Origin of the sequence: Sphingobium sp. YR768 (assembly GCF_900111125.1) — a bacterium.
Classification (GTDB): domain Bacteria; phylum Pseudomonadota; class Alphaproteobacteria; order Sphingomonadales; family Sphingomonadaceae; genus Sphingobium.
The window spans coordinates 77,454-95,990 of the sequence record NZ_FOGE01000009.1 but is presented as its reverse complement, the minus strand read 5'-3'; the positions used below and the strand labels follow the sequence as shown (position 1 = coordinate 95,990).

Genomic DNA, 18,537 nt, shown 5'->3' with positions numbered 1-18,537 from the left:
ACTCACACAATAGCCCGTCATGGGCGCCCGGCGGCGGGAGGGCTGTCGGAGATAAAAGGGGATGGATGAATGAAAGTGACGATCGCACTCCACCGGCATCTGGCCAGCGTCAGCCTGGCCGCCATAGCGCTGGCGGGCACCGCGCAGGCCCAGACCGCGCCAGCCCCGCAAGCCGTCGCCCCGCAGGAAGACGCCGCACAGGCCGAAGCGCCCCGCGCCGCCGACATCGTCGTCACCGGATCGCGCATCACCACCAGCGGCTTCAATGCGCCCACGCCCACCACCGTCATCGGTGAGGAGCAGATCGCCAACAACGCCCAGCCCAACATCTTCAACACCATCGCCCAGCTGCCTTCGCTGCAAGGCTCGACCGGCGCCGCCACCGGCACCTTCTCCACGTCGAGCGGCCAGCAGGGCCTCAGTTCCTTCTCGCTGCGTGGCCTCGGCGCGATCCGCACCCTGACTCTGCTCGATGGCCAGCGCGTCGTCGGCGCCAACGTCACCGGCGTTCCCGACATCTCCATGTTCCCGCAACTGCTGGTGAAGCGCGTCGACGTCGTCACCGGTGGCGCCTCGGCCTCCTATGGGTCGGACGCGGTCGGCGGCGTGGTCAACTTCATCACCGACACCCATTTCGAAGGGTTCAAGGGCAATATCCTGGGCAGCATCACCAAATATGGCGATGACGAAACCGCGCTGGTGCAGGCCGCCTATGGCAAGTCCTTCATGGACGATCGCCTGCATGTGGTGGTCAGCGGCGAATATGATCATGAAGGCGGCGTGGGCGCCGGTGACTTCGGCACGGACCTGGCCGGCAGTCGCAACTGGTATCGCGCCACCACGCTGATGAACACGGGCCAGACCAACAATGGCCTGCCGCAATATGTGTATCGCGATTATGCGCAGCCCTATCAATATGCCCGCTACGGCCTGATCAACAACGGCCCGTTGCAGGGCATCGCCTTCGACCCGCAGGGCAATCCCTATCAGTTCAACTATGGGTCGAACGGCACGCCCACCGGCACCGGCGCCGTCACCAACTGCTATCGCGGCAACAGCTTCTGCGAAGGCGGCGACCTGACGGGCGCGCCGGGATCGGGCGCGTCGCTCAAATCCTCGCTGGAGCGCATCAACGGCTATGGCCGGATCGGCTATGATTTCGCCGACGACAATGAAGCCTATGTCACCGTCAACGTCGCGCAGGTGAAGACCAACAACCAGCCCAATCCCGGCTATACCCGGTCCAGCCTGACGGTGCAGTGCGCCAATGCCTATCTGCCGCAATTGGTGAAGGACCAGTGCGCAGAGGCCGGCATCACGTCCTTCAGCTTCGGTTCCTCCAACGGCGCCTTCCCCGATCCGCAGGTCTATACCGACCGTAAGCAATATCGCTTCGTCGCCGGGGCAAAGGGCAAGTTCGGCGCGGCCGGCACCGACTGGAATTATGATGCCTATTATGAACATGGCATCACCATCTCGGACATAAGGGTGAAGGATATCGTGCTGCAAAGCCGCTATGCGGCGGCATCCAATGCGATTGAGCTGAACGGCGCGATCGTCTGTGCCGATCCGGTCGCCCGCGCCAATGGCTGCGTGCCGATCAACGTCTTCGGTGGTTTCACCCCTTCGGCCGCCGCGCTCGCTTATGTCGCGCCGCACGAAAATGGCCCGTTCCAGCACACCAAGCTGACGCAGGATGTCGCCAGCCTCAACTTCTCGGGCAATCCGCTGGAATTGTGGGCCGGGCCGCTCTCGGTCGCCTTCGGTGCGGAATATCGCCGCGAATTCTATCGCGTGAATGCCGATCCCTATGGCGCGGGCGTATCCGATCTCAGCCCCAACAGCCCTGATTATCCGGCCGATCCTTTGCTCAACTCCTCGCTGGGCAGCAACTGGGCGGCGGGCAATTACAAAAATGGCCGCGGCAAATATGAAGTCTATGAAGGCTTCGTGGAAATCGACATGCCGCTGTTCGACAGCGAGGCGATGGGCCGCGCGAACCTGAACGCGGCGGGTCGCGGCACCCATTACAGCACGTCGGGCACGGTCTGGGCCTGGAAGGTCGGCGGCACATGGGACACGCCGCTCGACGGCATCCGCCTGCGCGCCGTCACCTCGCGCGACGTCCGCGCACCCAATCTGTCCGAACTGTTCGCCGCCCCGACCGTCACGACTGTGCCCAGCTTCAACGATCCCTTCCAGGGCAAGGCGGTGCAGATTTTCCAGAACACGATCGGCAACCAGAATCTGAAGCCGGAAATCGCCCGCAACACCGAATTGGGCATCGTGCTGGCGCGCCCCTCCTGGCTGCCGGGCCTCAGCCTGTCCTTCGACTATTATGATATCAAGCTGAAGGGCGTCGTCTCCAGCCTGTCGGCGCAGCAGATCGTGCAATTCTGCTTTGAGGGCAATCAGGCCTTTTGCGGCGGCTTCAGCCTCGACAATGCCGATCCCAGCCTCAACTATGTCAATGTCCAGCCGTTCAACCTTGCCTCCTGGCGGACCAGCGGCTTCGATATCGAGGCCAGCTATCAGTGGCAGCAGCCGCTCGGCCTGCCGGGCAGCTTCACCGTCCGGGCGCTGGGCACCCATATCCGCAAGTTCATCGTCAATGCGGGCATCGCGGGCGTCGATCCGGTGGATCAGGCGGGCGCCAATAACGGCAACACGCCGGACTGGAAATGGCTGGCGGTGCAGACCTATGACAGCGGCCGGTTCAGCCTGACGGTGCAGGAACGCTGGTTCAGCGACGGCACTTTCGGCAACCAATATGTCGTCTGCCAGTCGTCCTGCCCGACTTCGACCGCGAACCATCCGACGATCGACTATAACAAGATGAAGGGCGCCTTCTATGTCGACATCGGCGCCACCTTCAAGTTGGGCGACAATCTGTCCATCTATGGCAAGGTCGACAATCTGTTCGATCGCGATCCGACGGCATCGCCCCAGACCAACACCGGTCTGGACGTGAATCCGGCGCTCTACGATACGCTGGGCCGTGTCTATCGCGCCGGTGTCCGCTTCAATTTCTGATAGAAAATAAGATTACCTCCCCCCAAACTCGTCCCGGTCCTGCACGGCCGGGACGTCTTCATTTTTACGGAGCCTGATGGATGTATCGCGGCATACATGGTGGATTGAGCGGAGCCTGCGCGTCGGTGCTGCTATATCTGGCGGCGGCGCAGCCAGCCCTTGCCTCGCCGTCCGTCTATACCGCCATGCCCGACGATGCGCGCGCCGTGACGGTTCGGGGCGTGGGCGACGGCCGCGCCGATGACAGCGCGGCGATCCAGCAGGCGATCGACGCGGCGGCGGCAAGGGGCGGCGGCGGCATCGTCTTTCTTCCTGCCGGTACCTACCGCATCAGCCGCACCCTCTTCCTCTGGCCGGGCGTGCGCATCTTCGGCGTCGGCGAAAAGCGCCCGGTGATCGAACTGGGCGTCAAGACGCCCGGCTTCCAGCGCGGCGTCGCCCATATGCTGATCTTCGCCGGTGGCAAGCGTCAGACCGACAAGGACGGCACGCCCGCCGCCTTCCCCCCGGCCGGCAGCGTGCCGTTCGACAAAAATGTGGCGGACGCCAATCCCGGCACCTTCTATTCCGCGCTCGGCAATATCGATTTCCGCATCAAGGACGGCAATCCGGCCGCCACCGCGATCCGCTTCCATTCCGCCCAGCATAGTTTCGTCAGCCATGTCGATTTCGACATCGGATCGGGCCTCGCCGGCCTCTACCATGTCGCCAACGAAGCGGAGGATCTGCATTTCAAGGGCGGCCGCTATGGCATCCTGGCGGAAAAAACCTCGCCGGCATGGCCCTTCGCCCTGGTTGACGCGACCTTTGAAGGCCAGCGCGACGCCGCTATCCGCGAACATGAGGCGGGGCTGACGCTGCTCAACGTCGCCTTCCGCAATGTGCCGGTCGGGATCGAGATCGACCGCGGCTATGGCGACTGGCTCTGGGGACAGGATGTCCGCTTCGAAAATGTGTCGAAGGCGGGCGTCATCATCTCCAACGAGAAGAATGTCTATACGCAGGTCGGCTTCCAGAATGTGCTGGCCGCCAACACCCCCACCTTCGCCCGTTTCCGCGAGAGCGGCCGGACGGTCGCGGGGAAGGGCGCGACCTACAAGGTCACGTCCTTCACCCACGGCCTGACCCTGCCGGGCCTCGGCCGCATCGGTGCGTATAAGACGGATATGCAGGCGGAGAGCATCGCCAGCCTGCCCGCACCCGCCGCGCCCGCCATCCGTTCGCTTCCGCCCGTGTCCGACTGGGTCAATGTCCGCACGCTGGGCGCGAAGGGCGACAACAGCACGGACGATACTGCCGTCCTGCAAAAGGCGATCGACAGCCATCGTGTCGTCTATCTGCCCGCCGGCTTCTACAAGGTCAGCGACACGCTGCGGCTGCGCGCCGACACGGCGCTGATCGGCTTGCACCCCAGCCTGACCCAGATCGTCCTGCCCGACGGCACGCCCGCCTTTCAGGGCGTCGGCGCGCCCAGGGCGCTGGTCGAAAGCGCACAGGGCGGCGACGCGATCGTCGCGGGCATCGCGCTCGACACCAACGGCGCCAATCCACGCGCGACCGCCTTGCTGTGGAAGGCCGGGGCCAATTCCATGGTCAACGACGTCAAATTTCAGGGCGGCCATGGCACCGACGCTTTCGATGGCAGTCGCCGCAATCCCTACAACAACAATGCCACGGCCGATCCCGACGCCGCGCGCCGCTGGGCCGGTCAATATGCCAGCCTGTGGGTGACGCAGGGCGGCGGCGGCACCTTCGCCAATATCTGGAGCCCCAGCAGCTTCGGCCATCCCGGCATATTGATTTCCGATACGGAAACCCCCGGTCGCCTGATTCAGGCGTCGGTCGAACATCATGTCCGCACCGAAATCGGCCTCAACCGCGTCGCCAACTGGGAATTGCTGGCCCCCCAGACCGAAGGGGAAGCGGGCGAGAGCGGCGACGCCGTCGCGCTCGAAATCCGCGATTCCCGAAATATCCTGGTCGCCAATTTCCACGGCTATCGCGTCACCCGCACGCGCAAGCCCGCGCCGACCGCCGTGTCGCTCTACAATTCCCACGATATCCGCTTCCGCAATGTCCATGTGAATGCGGAAAGCGGCGTCGGCACCTGCGACGAAAATGGCTGCGCCACCTTCCTGCGGCTCACCAAATATCCGTTCGAAAACGCCATTACGGACGTGACTCACGGCCTTGAGGTGCGCGAGCGTGAATTTGCCGTGCTCGACGTGCCGGCCAAGCCCGAACCCGTCGCCCCCTCGACCTTCGGCAACGCCACGGTCGCCAAGCTGGCCGATGGCTTTTACGGCATTGGCGGCGGCGCGGTCGATGCGCGGGGGCGGCTCTATTTCATCGACCGTTTCTTCTCGCGCATCTGGCGCTGGTCCGACACGGGCCGTCTGGAAATGGTCCGCGACGCCGCGCTCGATCCGGTGAACCTCAGCATCGACAAGTCCGGCAATTTGCTCGTCCTCTCCTCCTATGGCCGCAACGGCACGGTCTACAGCGTCACGCCCGATGCGCCGGAAACGCAGATCAGCGTCATCCCCGCCACCCCGGCGGCGCAGACCTCGACGGCACAGGGCAATGCGGCCACGGTCTTCCCGGTCAACTGGTGGGTGAATGGCGAGTTCAAGGACCAGATCGATCCCAAAACTTACCAGTTCACCACCCTGTCAGAGATGTTCGCCCACGACACGGCACAGCCCAATGCGCAATCCTATGTCTCGCCCGATGGCAGCATCGCGCTCCCGGCCTGGCGCGTCTTCGCGCAGGGACCGGCCGACCATCGCGGCCTGCGCTTCTCCCACTCTCTCGACAGCTATGGCTTCGTGCAGGGCAAGCCGGGCGAGCGCATTCATGTCACCAACGCATCGGAAAACCGCACCTACAGCGCGTTGGTCAGCGCCAACGGCACGCTGAGCGATCTCAAACTCTTCGCCGATCGCGGCGGGGAGGGCGTGGTCGCCGACGCGCAGGGCCGCGTCTATGTCGCCAATGGGCAGGTGTTCGTCTATGCGCCTGATGGCAAGGAAATCGGCCGGATCGACGTGCCCGAACGGCCGCTGCAATTGCTGTTCGGTGGGCCAGACGGCAAGACGCTGTTCATGCTGTCGCACCATGGCCTATATGCGGCGCATATCGACTGAAAGGGGTGGCGATGCGGCGGATGATCTGGGCCTTGCTGGCGCTGCTGGGGATGCTACTCCCCTCGGCCGCGCTGGCCGATCCCCAATATAAGCTGCTCGTCCTCTCCATCCCCAATAAATATCATTATGAATATATTCCGGTCGCCCGCGATAGTCTGGAACGGCTGGCGAAGCTCCACGCTTTCACCTTTACCTGGGCCAATCGGACCGATGTGTTCGACGGCGATCTCAGCCAATATGCGGCGGTGATGTTCCTCAACACGCCGGGCGAGCAACTGAACGCCGCCCAGCGCGCGAAGTTCGAGGCCTATATGCGCGCCGGCGGCAATGCGATCATCGTGCATCGCGCCGCCATCACCCCGGCCAATGACTGGGTCTGGTATGAGAAACTCGTCGGCCGCAGCTTCATCAACCATCCCATGCTGCAAACCGCCGCGGTGACGATCGCCGACAAGGGCTTTCCCGCCACCTTCGGCCTGCCCGATCGCTGGATCTGGAGCGACGAATATTATGTCCTCGCCAATCCTTGGCATGTCGCGATCCACCCGGTGCTGACCGTGGATGAAAGCAGCTATGATCCGACCAAAATCTGGCCGGGTCAGGTGGCAAAGCCGATGGGGCCGGACCATCCGGTCGCCTGGTATCATTCCTATGAAAAGGGCCGCGTCTTCGTCACCACGCTGGGCCACGATGTCGAAATGTATCGCGACCCCACCTATCTCGCCCACTTAATGGGCGGCATCTGGTGGAGCGCGACCGGCCGGGGCCAGGTGCGCTGACCGGAGTCAGTGCGCCGCTGCCACGGCGGCGGTCAGCGGTCGCCGCCACACCGGCCAGCCGATCATGCAGACCAGCAGCGCCGCCGCCAGAAACAGCAGCATCGTCGTCGGCCCGGCATGCAGCGCCTGAAAGGCGACCGGCGGACCGAACAGCACGCCCAGCAGCGTAATCTGCGTGATCAGGCCACTCGCCGCGCCGGTGCAGGCGGGGGAGGGCGTAACGGCGGGCAGCAGCGCCCACATGCCCACCAATATGCCCAGCCCAAACATCAGCGCGCAATTCATCACGATCGCCAGCATCAGGCTGGTCGGCGCCAGCACCAGCCCCAGTCCGGCGAGGCCGCACATCGCCACGCTCGCTACCCCCATCTGCCAGGGCTTCAGGCCCCGATTGAACAACAAGCCGAAGGAGAAAGCGCCCACCATGTTGCAGACCATGGCCAGCGCGTTGAAACTATGCACCTGCGCTTCGCTCGCCCCGATGCTGCCAGCCAGCAGGCGCGGCAGGGAGGAGACGAAACCGGTCTGGAGGAAGGCGGCAGCGGCGAAGGACGCGCCCAGCACATAGGGCCATGGGCTGCGCAGCACCTGCCCAATCCCGTTCAGGCGTGACCGGCCCGTTTCCGCCGCCACGCCACCCGTCAGGCAGGCGATCGCCAGCGCCATCAACAGCGCCACGCCACCGGCATGCAGCAGGAATATCGTCCGCCATCCCCCGCCATGACCGAAGGCCGCGCCATAGAGCGACGCGATCACGAAACTCGCCGGAATGACCGTGGACCACAGCGCCAGCGCGGCCGTGCGTGCCCTTCCGCTGGTCATACGCATGATCATCGTCACCGCCGCCACGACGATGCAGACATAGCCCAGCCCCGCCGCGATCCGCCAGGCGAGCAGTAGCGTCATGTCATGCACCGTCACCACGCCGATATCGCCCAGCAGCACCAGCGCCCCGCCGATCAGCATCATCCGCCGGTCGCCGAACCGGTCGACCAGCGCGCCGATCGCCAGCGAAGCCAGCGCCGCCGCCAGCGCGGGCGCCGACATGACCCAGCCGATGGTGGAGGGGGAGGGCGGCCGGAACTCCGCCGCGATCCCGCCCAATGCGGGCAGGGCGGCGCTGACCACCATCATGCCGAAGACGCCGATCAGATAGATCAGGATGATGCGCGACCAGGGTGCGCGCTCGGCTTGCGACATGCAGGGCTCCTCCAACTTCTCTTTTCTGGCTTTCCTTGTCGGCCAACTACCTGATGGCGGCAACCGGAAGGGCGACACTTCTATGTTGCCAAAACCGCACCAATGCGCGGGTTGCGGACCCTGCCGGCATTTGACACCCTTAGGCATGAAACAGGGCCGGGGGCGACAGACGCGCTGCGGCATTATCCCGGAAATTGGAGACAAAGGGTGAGTGAGAGACTGGCGTCTATGGTGGGCGGGCGATCGATGCTGGTATCGCTGATCGTCGCGATCGCCTTCTTCATGGAGACATTGGACGCGACAATCATCGTCACGGCCCTGCCGCAGATGGCGCGCGATTTCGGCGTCGATGCCGCGCGGATGAGCATGGGCATCACCGCTTATCTGATGGCGGCGGCGGCCTGCGTCACCGCGTCGGGCTGGCTGGCGGACCGCGTCGGCACCCGCACCCTCTTCTGCGGCGCGATCGGCCTGTTCACCCTGTCGTCGCTGGTCTGCGGCCTGGCGCCCGATTTCACCACCTTCATCGTCGGCCGCGCCATGCAGGGCGCGGCGGCAGCGATGATGTCGCCGGTCGGCCGGCTGGTGGTGCTGCGCACGTCGGAGAAGAAGGATCTGATGAAGGCGCTGTCCGCGCTCATCTGGCCCGGTCTGGTCGCCCCGGTCCTCGGCCCGCCGCTGGGCGGCTGGATCACCGATGCGGCCTCCTGGCACTGGATTTTCTACGTCAACATCCCGGTCGGCCTGATCGGCATGGCGCTGGTGCTGGCCTTTGTCCCCAATGAGAAGAAGGAACCGACGCGCTTCGACGGCACCGGCTTCATCCTGACGGCGGTGGCGCTGCTGGCGCTGACCTATGGCTTCGACCTGCTGGGGCTGCGTGAAACATCGGCGCTGGCGATCGGCCTTGGCCTGATGCTGTTCGCGCTGGCCGTCGGCATGGCGGCGCTGCGCCATATGCGCCGCACGCAGGCGCCGCTCGTCCGGCTGGAAGCGCTCAAGGTTCACAGCTTCTTTATCAGCAGCGTGACCGGCGGTGTCCTCTCCCGCGCGACGATCAGCGCCACGCCCTTCCTGCTGCCCCTGATGTTCCAGCTCGCCTTCGGTCTCAGCCCTCTGGAGGCCGGGGGCATGCTGATGATCTATATGCTCGCCAATCTGGGCATGAAGATGCTGACCAATCCGGTCATCACCCGCTTCGGCATCCGCGCGACGCTCATCTGGAGCAGCATCGGCGCGGGCATCACCATCGCGCTCTGCGCCTTCATCGTGCCGGAACAGCATCTGCTGCTCAACGGACTGATCCTTGCTCTGGCCGGCGCGGGCCGCTCGCTGCAACTGACCGCCATCACCATGGTCAATTTCGCCGACATCGCCCCGCAACAGCGCCAGCCCGCCTCCGTCCTGTCCTCGCTCACCCAGCAGATCGGCATGGGCGCGGGCGTGGCGGTGGGCGCGCTGCTGCTGACGCTCAGCCAGATGGCGCGGGGCGCGGATGCGATCGGCCTTGCCGACTTCCGCGTCGCGCTGGTGCTGGCCGGGGCGATGAGCGCACTCGCCGCGCTCTCCTACCGCAGTCTGGCGCGCGATGTCGGCGACGAGATCAGCGGCCATCGCGCCCGCGCCTGAACCTCTTGCCAGTTCCCTGTGCGCCGGGAATAAAAGGGCGCACCATATAAGAGAGAATAGGAGGGGCGATGGACCGCCTGGCGACGATGATGACCTTTCAGAAGGTCGTCAAATATGCCAATTTCACCACGGCCGCTGATGATCTGGGGATCAGCCGGACCCTGGTGTCGCGCCATGTCGCGGACCTTGAGGCCTATCTCGGCATCCGCCTGCTCAACCGGACCACCCGCTCGGTCACGCCGACCGAAGCGGGTTTGCGCTATCATGAGCTGTGCAGCCGCGTGCTGGGCGACATCCGCCATGGCGAGGAGGAAATCACCGCGATCAAGAATGAGGTGGAGGGGGAGATTTCGATCCTCTGCCCGATCTGGATCGGCAGCTTCGGCATATCGGTCGCCACGGCGGAATTTTGCGCGCTCAATCCCAAGGTTGGCGTGAAGATCCATTTCGCCGAACCGTCGAGCAACCCGCATGAATTTCTGGCGATGGGCTTCGACGTCTGCATCCAGCCCAATGTGCTGCGCGACAGTTCGATCATGGTGAAGAAAATCGGCCAGATCGATCATATCCTTGCGACCTCTCCCGCCTATATCGCCCAGCATGGCGCACCCGCGCAGATCGCCGATCTCGCCGTGCATCAATGCCTCGCCAAGACAACCGAGACGTCCTGGACCTTCGCAAACGGCGAGCGCGTGCCGCTGCCCCAGCCGCCGCGCTTCTCCTCCAACAGCGTCTTTGCCTTGCGGGAGGCAGCGGCGGGTGGCCTCGGCATCGCCATGCTGCCACAGGGGATCATTCAGGGGACGCTGGCGCAGGGCGCTCTGGTCCATGTCCTGCCCGATTATCCGCTGGCCAGCCGTCCGCTCTACGTCGCCTTTCCGCCGGGTGGAGATGCGCCGCGCAAGACCCGCGCGCTCATCTCCTTCCTCGCCGACTGGTTCAAGGCGCGCGGCGGCGCCTCGCGCAGCCTCGCTTCGATCCAGGACGATACGCCCCGCACATAGCAAAACGCCCGGCTCGTGATGAACCGGGCGCTATTTGCTTCTTCACAACGTGCTCCTACGAAAGCAGGAGCCCAGTTGAAACGGCGGAACTGGGCTCCTGCCTTCGCAGGAGCACGCAGCCCTCAATCTTTCCGATAATCCGTCCGCGCATGATCATTATAGGGCGACGGCGCGACCGTGGCGCGCAGGCGCTGGAAGCCGAAATCGCCCGCCGGATCATGGCCGGGGCCGGGATGCTCGCCCCAGACGAATTCGACCTGCGTGCCGGGCGCCGCATGGTCCTGATCGACCAGCGCCAGCGACAATATCGTGTTCAGCGGCCCGATCAGCCCGGTCTGGAACGACATGCCCACCATTTTGCCGCCCGCCTCGATCCGATAACGGCCATAGCTGTTGAGATAGTCCGGCTGGCCGAACACCCGGTCCATATCGTCCTTGTCGAAGATCAGCGTCACGCGGCGGCGGCGATAATCATCCTTCGCCCGCTCCAGCGCCTCGCGACCCAGATAATCATGGTTGAAGGCGATCGACTTGCCATAGCCCAGCTCGAACGGGGAGACATAATAATCCTCGATATTGTCCGAATAGAAGCTGCCGTGCAGCGGCTTCTGCCCCTCATAGGAAAAGAGGCTCAGCCATTCGCGATAGCCGCGCAGGTCGGGATCGCTGAAGATGCCGGGCGTGGGGGTGGGGATCCAGCCGCTTTCGATGCCGTTGGTGTAATAGGCCTTGCCGCCGACATGGACCAGGCCGAATTCCTCGCCCGCCTTCAGGATCGCCTCCTTCACATAGGCGGCGTCGGCCCAGTCGCCGATAAATTCATAACCCGGCATCCCCGCCATGCCATGGCGGAAGGCGCGGAAATTGCGGCCGCCCAGCGACACCGGGGTCGAATGGAAGAATTTCGTCTTGGGCAGCGGTCCGCCGAACAGGGCTTCGGCCAGCGGCAGGGCGTTCGGCCCCTGAATCTGATAGCGGAACAGGATCGGTTCGCCCGCCTTGCGCAGGCCGGAATCCGGGTCGACCCGCATCTCCACATCATAGCTGCCCTTCTCGCCATGATAGCGGATCCAGCTTTGCGAAGCGGGCACGCCCGACAGGTTGAACCGCTCCTCCGCGTCGCGCATCAATATGCCGTCGGTGACGATGTCGCCCTTCGCCGTGACCGGCACGAACTGCTTGGCCTGGCCGACGACGAAATTCTCGTAATTATTGGCGCTATAATCCTTCAGCAGGCGCAGCGCGTCCGGCCCTTCGATCCACAAGTCCCACATATGATGCGACAGGTCGCTCAGCGCCACATTGTCGCGCCAGGCGGCCTGTTCGGCGCGCCAGCCGATATATTCGGGCTGGATCACCGGCACTTCCCAGCTCTTGGCATTGGGTTTCCAGACCACGCCCAGCGGCGATCCGGCGTCATCGATCGCCTGTTGCAGGCTTTTGGGCGTCATGTTCATTCCTTTCCTCGATCCTCCTGCCGCGTTCTCGCGGCCCGTCATGGGGCTTAGCAAGGCTCGACTGTCCCCAGATACGCCCCGATCCGCGCCACACTGTCGCGTCTTCCGCAACAGCGCGCGGACGGCGCAAAATGCCGGCAAAATCGAGGGATGCGCCTCTTCCGCACCAGATTGTTGCGGGTTCGCGCGCTACTGCCGCGCCGACGCCGATGGCATGTCGCGACCATCCCGACACAGCGACAGGTCACGCCGATGTTCAGCGACATTCTTAGCAACTATAGTATCGAAGCCACGGCGAAGGACGCCGCCACCATCGTCATCGCCGACGATCTGCCTTGCCCGGCGCAGGTCTATGTTCCCTATCTGCCCGAAGAGAGCGACGCCGCCCGGATCGACGCCTGCGCCATGATCCGCGCCGCCGGCCTTGTGCCGGTGCCACATATCTCGGCCCGGCGCCTGCCAAGCGAGGCGGCGCTCGACACGCTCCTTGGCGCGCTGCGGGAGAAGGCGCAGGTCGACACGATCTTCCTGATCGCAGGCGACCTAGCCCGACCGATCGGGCCGTTCGCGGACAGCCTGTCGGTCATCGCCACCGGCCTGATCGAACGACATGGCGTCACAAGCGTCGGCATCGCCGGCCATCCCGACGGTCATCCCGATGTGGCGGAAGATGTGATCTGGCAGGCGATGCAGGACAAGGTCGCCGCCCTGACCGCGCGCGGGCTGGACAGCCAGATCGTCACCCAATTTTCCTTCGACGCGCAGCGGGTGCTGGACTGGCTGCGGCAGGTGCGGGCGCGCGGCATCGGCCAGCCAGTGCGTATCGGCATTCCGGGGCCGACCGGCGTGCGCACCCTGCTGCGCTATGCCACGCGCTGTGGCGTCACGGCGTCGGCGGGCGCGGTCGCCAAATATGGCCTGTCGCTCGGCCGCCTGTTCGGCAATGCCGGGCCGGATCGCTTCGTCGCGGATTTGCAGGCGGGGCTGGAACCGACACGGACGGGGCAGGTGCATCTGCACATCTTCCCCTTCGGCGGCTTCGCCCAGACCGCCGACTGGCTGGTGCAGGCGGGCGCCGCGCCGCGCGGCTGCCGCGCCGCCTGACCCCCATCATAATATCAGGAGAGACACATGCCCCAGACCTATACGCTCGTCCTCAGCTGCCCCGACCGGCCGGGCATCGTCCATCATGTGAGCGGCGCGATTTTCGCGCAGGGCGGCAATATCCTCGAATCCCGCCAGTTCGACGATCGCGAGACGGGCCGCTTCTTCCTGCGCATCATGTTCGAAAGCGACAAGGATGTGGACAGTTTGCGCGATGCAATCGCTCTGCTGGCGGGCGACCATGGCATGGACTGGAAACTGGTGCCGGCCGACCAAAGGATGCGCGTCCTCATTCTGGTGTCGAAATTCGATCATTGTCTGGGCTATCTGCTCTACAAGCAGCGGATCGGCGAGCTGCCGATGGACATCGTCGCCATCGCCGGCAACCATCCGGCGGATGCGCTGACGGTCAGCCAGATCGGGGACATCCCCTTTCATCACCTGCCGATCACGAAGGATATAAAGCCGCAGCAGGAGGCGCAGATCAAGGCGCTGGTCGATCAGACCGGCGCGGAACTGGTGATCCTGGCCCGCTATATGCAGATATTGAGCGATGATCTGGCCGCCTTCCTGTCGGGCCGCTGCATCAATATCCATCACAGCTTTCTGCCCAGCTTCAAGGGCGCCAAACCCTATCATCAGGCGCATGCCCGGGGCGTGAAGATGATCGGCGCGACCGCCCATTATGTCACCGCCGACCTCGACGAAGGGCCGATCATCCATCAGGCGGTCGAACCGGTCAGCCATGAGGATTCGCCCGACGTGCTGGTCGCCAAGGGGCGCGAGATCGAAAGCCGGGTGCTGGGCCGGGCGGTCGGCTGGCACATCGCCCATCGGGTGCTGCCCAACGGCGCCAAGACGGTCGTGTTCGGGAACTGAGCATGGCGCGCATCGTGCGGGGCGACGAGATCGCCCGCGAACTGGAGGCGGAAACGCGCGCGGGCGTGGCCACGCTGGCGCAAGACGGCATAGCTGTCTCACTCGCTGTCATTTTAGTGGGCAATGATCCGGCCAGCACCATCTATGTCCGCCGCAAGCAGCAGGCGGCGGCGCGGGTCGGCATCCGCTCGGTCGAACATCGGCTGGACGCCGCAACCAGCGAGGCCGACCTGCTCGCGCTGATCGACCGGCTGAACGCCGATCCCGCCACGCACGGCATATTGGTGCAACTCCCCCTGCCGCCGCAGATCGCCAGCGACAAGGTGCTGGGCGCGATCGCGCCGGAAAAGGATGTGGACGGCTTTCATCCGGTCAATGTCGGGCGGCTGTCCACCGGCACGGGTGGTCTAATCCCTTGCACGCCGCTTGGCTGCATGCTGCTGCTGGAGCGGGTGATCGATGATTTTCGCGGCCTCAAGGCCGTCGTGATCGGCAAGTCCAACATCGTCGGCAAGCCGGTGGCGCTGTTGCTGCTGGAGCGGGAATGTACCGTCACCGTCACCCATATCCACACGCGCGGCCTGCCCGATATCGTGCGCAGCGCCGACATCGTCGTCGTCGCGGCGGGCAGCCCCCGGCTGGTGCGGGGCGACTGGGTGAAGCCGGGCGCAGTGCTGATCGATGTCGGCATCAACCGCGATGCAGACGGCCGGATCGTCGGCGATGCGGCGGCGGACGAAATGGCCCATGCCGCCGCGCTGACCCCGGTGCCCGGCGGGGTAGGGCCGATGACCATCGCCTGCCTGCTGCGCAACACGGTACAGGCGGCGCGGGCGACTTGAAAATCTCCGTTCGTTTCGAGCGAAGTCGAGAAACGAGAAGCGCAGTCCTATCCGCTTCTCGACTTCGCTCGAAGCGAACGGAAACTATATTCTGATCGCCATCAAATCCTGCCCGACGATAATCTCGCCGCCAAAATATTTCCGCAGCGGCGCGACGAAGCCCGCCGGATCGAAATCCCGCCCGATCACATAATGGCTGAGCGCCAGCTTCTTCACCCCGGTCTGCGCCGCCATCCGTCCCAGCGCGTCGGCGGTCAGATGCTGATGCGCCATATGCTGCATCAGCAAGTCCAGCTCCTGCCCCTTGCTGCCCGCCGCAATCAGCGCCGCCTTCATGCTGGGCAGGTCGACAATCTCCGACACCATCAGCGTCGCGCCCTTGGCGAAACCCGCCAGCGCCTCGGACGGCCCGGTATCGCCGGTGAACACCACAGCCCCTGCCGCCGTGTCGAACCGATAGCTATAGGCCTTGTCCACGCCATAGGCATGCGGCGCGCTGCGGATCTCCGCGAAATGCGTGTTGGCGACGGCGCTCAGCTTCACCGTGCCGTCATCGAACAGCAGTTGCGGCGCGCTCACATCCACCTCCCGCGCGGGGTAGAGGCTGGCGATCGGCGGCCGCTCCTGCGCCTGCGCGCGGAAAATATCCTCTCCGACCCCGATCGCTGCGACCGTGCGCTCGACCAGCATGCGCGTGCCCGGCGGTCCCCAGACCGGCATGGGCTGGCGTCGCCCGCGCATCCATCCGGTCGCCATCAGATAGTCGAGGCCCAGCGTATGATCCCAGTGGAGATGCGTCAGCAGCGTGGCATCCACCTTCGACGCGAGCACGCCCGCGCGCGCCAGTTGCTGGCCCACATTCTCGCCCGCGTCGATCAGATAGGTCTTGCCGCCCACCTGCAACAGGCTGGCGGGTTGCGACCGGCCGGCATGGGCGGGCGGCCCGCCCGCCGTGCCGAGCAGGGTGACGGTCGCGCCCTTCGCCGCCTGCGCCATCAGCCGCGTCGGCATCAGCGCGCCTGCGCCGATCAGGCCCATCATCATGCGGCGATCCAGTCTCATATAGCTCTCCTTGATCGACAGGAAAACGCGCCATCCGCCCGGCCAGGCAAATGGCGCGCTCCCCCTTATTCCCAGAAACCCGGCTCGGTTCAGAAATCGAAACCGAGGGTCACGCCATAGGTTCGCGGCGACGCCTGGACACCGTTGTCGGCGAAATTGCTGGCGCCGAGTTGCTGGAAATAGAAGGCATTGGTCAGGTTCTTGCCCCAGACGGAGAGGCTGGCGCCCCCGCCGACCTGCCAGTTGATCGATGCGTCGACCAGATCATAGGCCGATTGCCGCACGCGATTGTCGGGGTCGGCGGCCCAGCCGTCATTATGATAATAATTGCCCGTGATCGTCACCGGCCCGATCTCGTAGGAGGCGCCCAGCGACAGCGTCCAGTCCGGCACATTCTGCAAGCGTTTGCCGCTGGCGTCGCCGGTGGTCAGAATGTTGCCGCCTGCCGGATTGGGTGTCGTCACCTGCGCATTGGTGAAATTCTTGTAGCGCGCATGGGTCCAGTTGACGCCGCCGGTGATGCTGAAATGCGCGAAGGGCTGGAGGATGAAGTCCGCGTCCACGCCGTAAATCTTTGCCCCGTCGGCATTATAGACCGTCTGGATGCCATTCTGAATCTGCATCACCTGCACATTCTTCTGGTCATAATAATAGCCGGCGACGTTGAAGCGCAGGCGGCGGTCCAGCAGGTCGGTCTTCAGGCCCACTTCATAGGCGTCGACCACTTCGGGCTTCAGCACCTTGTTGGTGATCGACGTGGCCAGGCCGAAATTGCCGACGACATAGGCCGCGCTGCGGAAACCGCGATTATAGCTGGCATAGGCCATGACCTGCGGCGAAAAACGGTGATCGAGCGACAGCCGCCAGGTCATTTTGGGGAAAGTATCTTCATAGCTTTCCACCACGCCCTGCGGCGCAGTCTGCACGGCCAGCGGCGTGCCATCGGCGGCATAGGTGATGCGGATGCCCTCCGCCTCGCGCTTGTCGTGGGTGTAGCGGATGCCGGCGGTCAGGTTGGTCGCCTCGCCCAGATGATAGGTGCCCTGCGCGAAGGCGGCGAGGCTGTTGAGCGTCTGCGTCGCGGTCACATCGGTATAGCGGCCGAACTGGTTGAGGAAGGCAGTGCGGCTGCGCCCCGGATTGAAGCGGCCCTTGCTCCACATATAGAAGCCGCCCAGCACCCAGCTCAGCGTCCCGTCATCGTCGGACAGCAATTGCAGTTCCTGGGTGAACTGTTCGTCGATCTGGGTATTTTCGATCTGGAAGCCATGAGCGAAGCCCAGCGGCGGGCTGTTGGCGCCCGGCACGCCGACCCAGTCGCTTTCGGTCGTGCCATCGGGGTCGAACTTCACATAGAGGCGCATCTTGCGATAGGCGCTCAGGCTCTTGGCGGAAAAGCCGCCAAAGTCATGGGTGATGTCCAGACTGCCGCCATATTGTTTCGAATCCATCCAAGGATCGAAATCGGAATCGATGTCGCGTCGCCCGCCACCGGCATAAAGGCCGCGCACATTCTTGCTGATCGGGCGGAAGGCGGGATTGACGCCCTCGACCGTCGAATAGTCGCCCGACATCTGGACCGTGGTGGCGTCCCCCTCCCACAGCAATTTCCCGCGCGTGCTGAAGCTGCGCTGGGTCATGATGTCGTTGCCGGTATAGACGTTGACGCCGAAACCCTTGTCTCTATTCTCATATTTGGCGGCGATGCTGGCCGACAGCCCGTCGGTCAGCCCGCCGCTGAGATAGGCCGACGCCGTCACCATATCATAATTGCCATAGCCGAAACGGACATTGGCGGTCGGCGTCTCGCTCGGCTTCTTGGTCGTGATCTGGATCAGGCCGCCCGTGGCGTTGCGACCGAACAGCGTGCCCTGCGGCCCTTTCAGCACCGCCACCTGCTCGATATCGTTCAGATTGGTGAGCGCCCCGATCGGCGAGCTGACATAGACGCCGTCAATATAGGTGGCGACCGGATTCTCGACGCCGGGGCCTGTGCCGGTCGATCCGACGCCGCGGATGCGCGGCAGGCCAAAGCCGCCGACCGCCGTGCTGAAATTCAGGCTCGGCGCGACATTTTTCAGGTCCGATGTATCGGCAATGCCGACCCTCTCCAGCGTGGCGGCCGACACGGCGGTCACGGCGATCGGCACATTCTGTTGGTTTTCGGCGCGCTTCTGGGCGGTCACGATGATGTCGGCGATGCCACCGGCCGGGGCGGCATTCTCCTGCGCCAGCGCCGGCATGGCCAGCGCACAGGCCGCGCCGGTGCCGGCCATCAGCAGCGCGCGCAATCTCGTCTTGGTTGAAAGCATGACTTCCCCTCCTTGGGTTCGCCGGACGATCGGCGTTGGCGCCCTGCGGCGCATCGTTTCGTCAGCAACAGTGGTAGGACAGGGGATTGG

Annotated in this window: 12 protein-coding genes; 8 read left to right on the top strand and 4 right to left on the bottom strand. The window is 64.5% G+C overall.

Features of this window, described 5'->3' with window-relative positions:
- Positions 1 to 69: 69 nt before the first annotated feature.
- The 3 genes from BMX92_RS12375 to BMX92_RS12365 all read left to right on the top strand — a co-directional run bounded on the left by BMX92_RS12375 (position 70) and on the right by BMX92_RS12365 (position 6,958).
- Positions 70 to 3,033 (top strand): TonB-dependent receptor plug domain-containing protein, encoded by a 2,964-nt coding sequence (locus tag BMX92_RS12375; RefSeq protein WP_093016862.1) that lies wholly within the window; start codon positions 70 to 72, stop codon positions 3,031 to 3,033.
- 80 nt (positions 3,034 to 3,113) lie between these two features.
- Positions 3,114 to 6,179 carry a glycosyl hydrolase family 28-related protein gene (locus tag BMX92_RS12370; protein WP_093016860.1) on the top strand — a complete coding sequence of 1,022 codons (3,066 nt, stop codon included), beginning with the start codon at positions 3,114 to 3,116 and terminating at the stop codon, positions 6,177 to 6,179.
- Positions 6,180 to 6,199: 20 nt separating this feature from the next.
- Positions 6,200 to 6,958 (top strand): ThuA domain-containing protein, encoded by a 759-nt coding sequence (locus tag BMX92_RS12365; protein WP_371262316.1) that lies wholly within the window; start codon positions 6,200 to 6,202, stop codon positions 6,956 to 6,958.
- Positions 6,959 to 6,964: 6 nt separating this feature from the next.
- On the opposite strand, the gene BMX92_RS12360 is transcribed toward BMX92_RS12365, so the two are convergent.
- Positions 6,965 to 8,158: an MFS transporter gene (locus tag BMX92_RS12360; protein ID WP_177185024.1), complete on the bottom strand. Its 1,194-nt coding sequence runs from the start codon at positions 8,156 to 8,158 to the stop codon at positions 6,965 to 6,967.
- A gap of 207 nt (positions 8,159 to 8,365) precedes the next feature.
- On the opposite strand from BMX92_RS12360, the gene BMX92_RS12355 reads away from it, so the two are divergent.
- Positions 8,366 to 9,787 carry an MFS transporter gene (locus BMX92_RS12355; protein WP_177185023.1) on the top strand — a complete coding sequence of 474 codons (1,422 nt, stop codon included), beginning with the start codon at positions 8,366 to 8,368 and terminating at the stop codon, positions 9,785 to 9,787.
- Positions 9,788 to 9,855: 68 nt separating this feature from the next.
- Complete coding sequence (locus BMX92_RS12350) at positions 9,856 to 10,791, top strand: LysR family transcriptional regulator (RefSeq protein WP_093016852.1); 936 nt, start codon at positions 9,856 to 9,858, stop codon at positions 10,789 to 10,791.
- 122 nt (positions 10,792 to 10,913) lie between these two features.
- Here BMX92_RS12350 and BMX92_RS12345 read toward each other — a convergent pair whose 3' ends face one another.
- Complete coding sequence (locus BMX92_RS12345; protein ID WP_093017006.1) at positions 10,914 to 12,242, bottom strand: aminomethyltransferase family protein; 1,329 nt, start codon at positions 12,240 to 12,242, stop codon at positions 10,914 to 10,916.
- Between the two features lie 156 nt (positions 12,243 to 12,398).
- On the opposite strand from BMX92_RS12345, the gene BMX92_RS12340 reads away from it, so the two are divergent.
- The 3 genes from BMX92_RS12340 to BMX92_RS12330 are packed head-to-tail and all read left to right on the top strand — an operon-like array spanning position 12,399 to position 15,073.
- Positions 12,399 to 13,352, top strand: coding sequence for a methylenetetrahydrofolate reductase (locus tag BMX92_RS12340; protein ID WP_143066784.1), 954 nt, complete (start codon positions 12,399 to 12,401; stop codon positions 13,350 to 13,352).
- 27 nt (positions 13,353 to 13,379) lie between these two features.
- Positions 13,380 to 14,231: a formyltetrahydrofolate deformylase gene (purU, locus tag BMX92_RS12335; RefSeq protein ID WP_093016848.1), complete on the top strand. Its 852-nt coding sequence runs from the start codon at positions 13,380 to 13,382 to the stop codon at positions 14,229 to 14,231.
- Between the two features lie 2 nt (positions 14,232 to 14,233).
- Positions 14,234 to 15,073 (top strand): bifunctional 5,10-methylenetetrahydrofolate dehydrogenase/5,10-methenyltetrahydrofolate cyclohydrolase, encoded by an 840-nt coding sequence (locus BMX92_RS12330; protein WP_093016846.1) that lies wholly within the window; start codon positions 14,234 to 14,236, stop codon positions 15,071 to 15,073.
- An 84-nt stretch (positions 15,074 to 15,157) separates the two neighbouring features.
- Here BMX92_RS12330 and BMX92_RS12325 read toward each other — a convergent pair whose 3' ends face one another.
- On the bottom strand, positions 15,158 to 16,135 hold the full coding sequence (locus BMX92_RS12325) for an MBL fold metallo-hydrolase (protein WP_093016844.1): 978 nt from the start codon (positions 16,133 to 16,135) through the stop codon (positions 15,158 to 15,160).
- An 89-nt stretch (positions 16,136 to 16,224) separates the two neighbouring features.
- Positions 16,225 to 18,447, bottom strand: a complete 2,223-nt coding sequence (locus tag BMX92_RS12320) for a TonB-dependent receptor (protein WP_177185022.1) — start codon at positions 18,445 to 18,447, stop codon at positions 16,225 to 16,227.
- Positions 18,448 to 18,537: the final 90 nt, after the last annotated feature.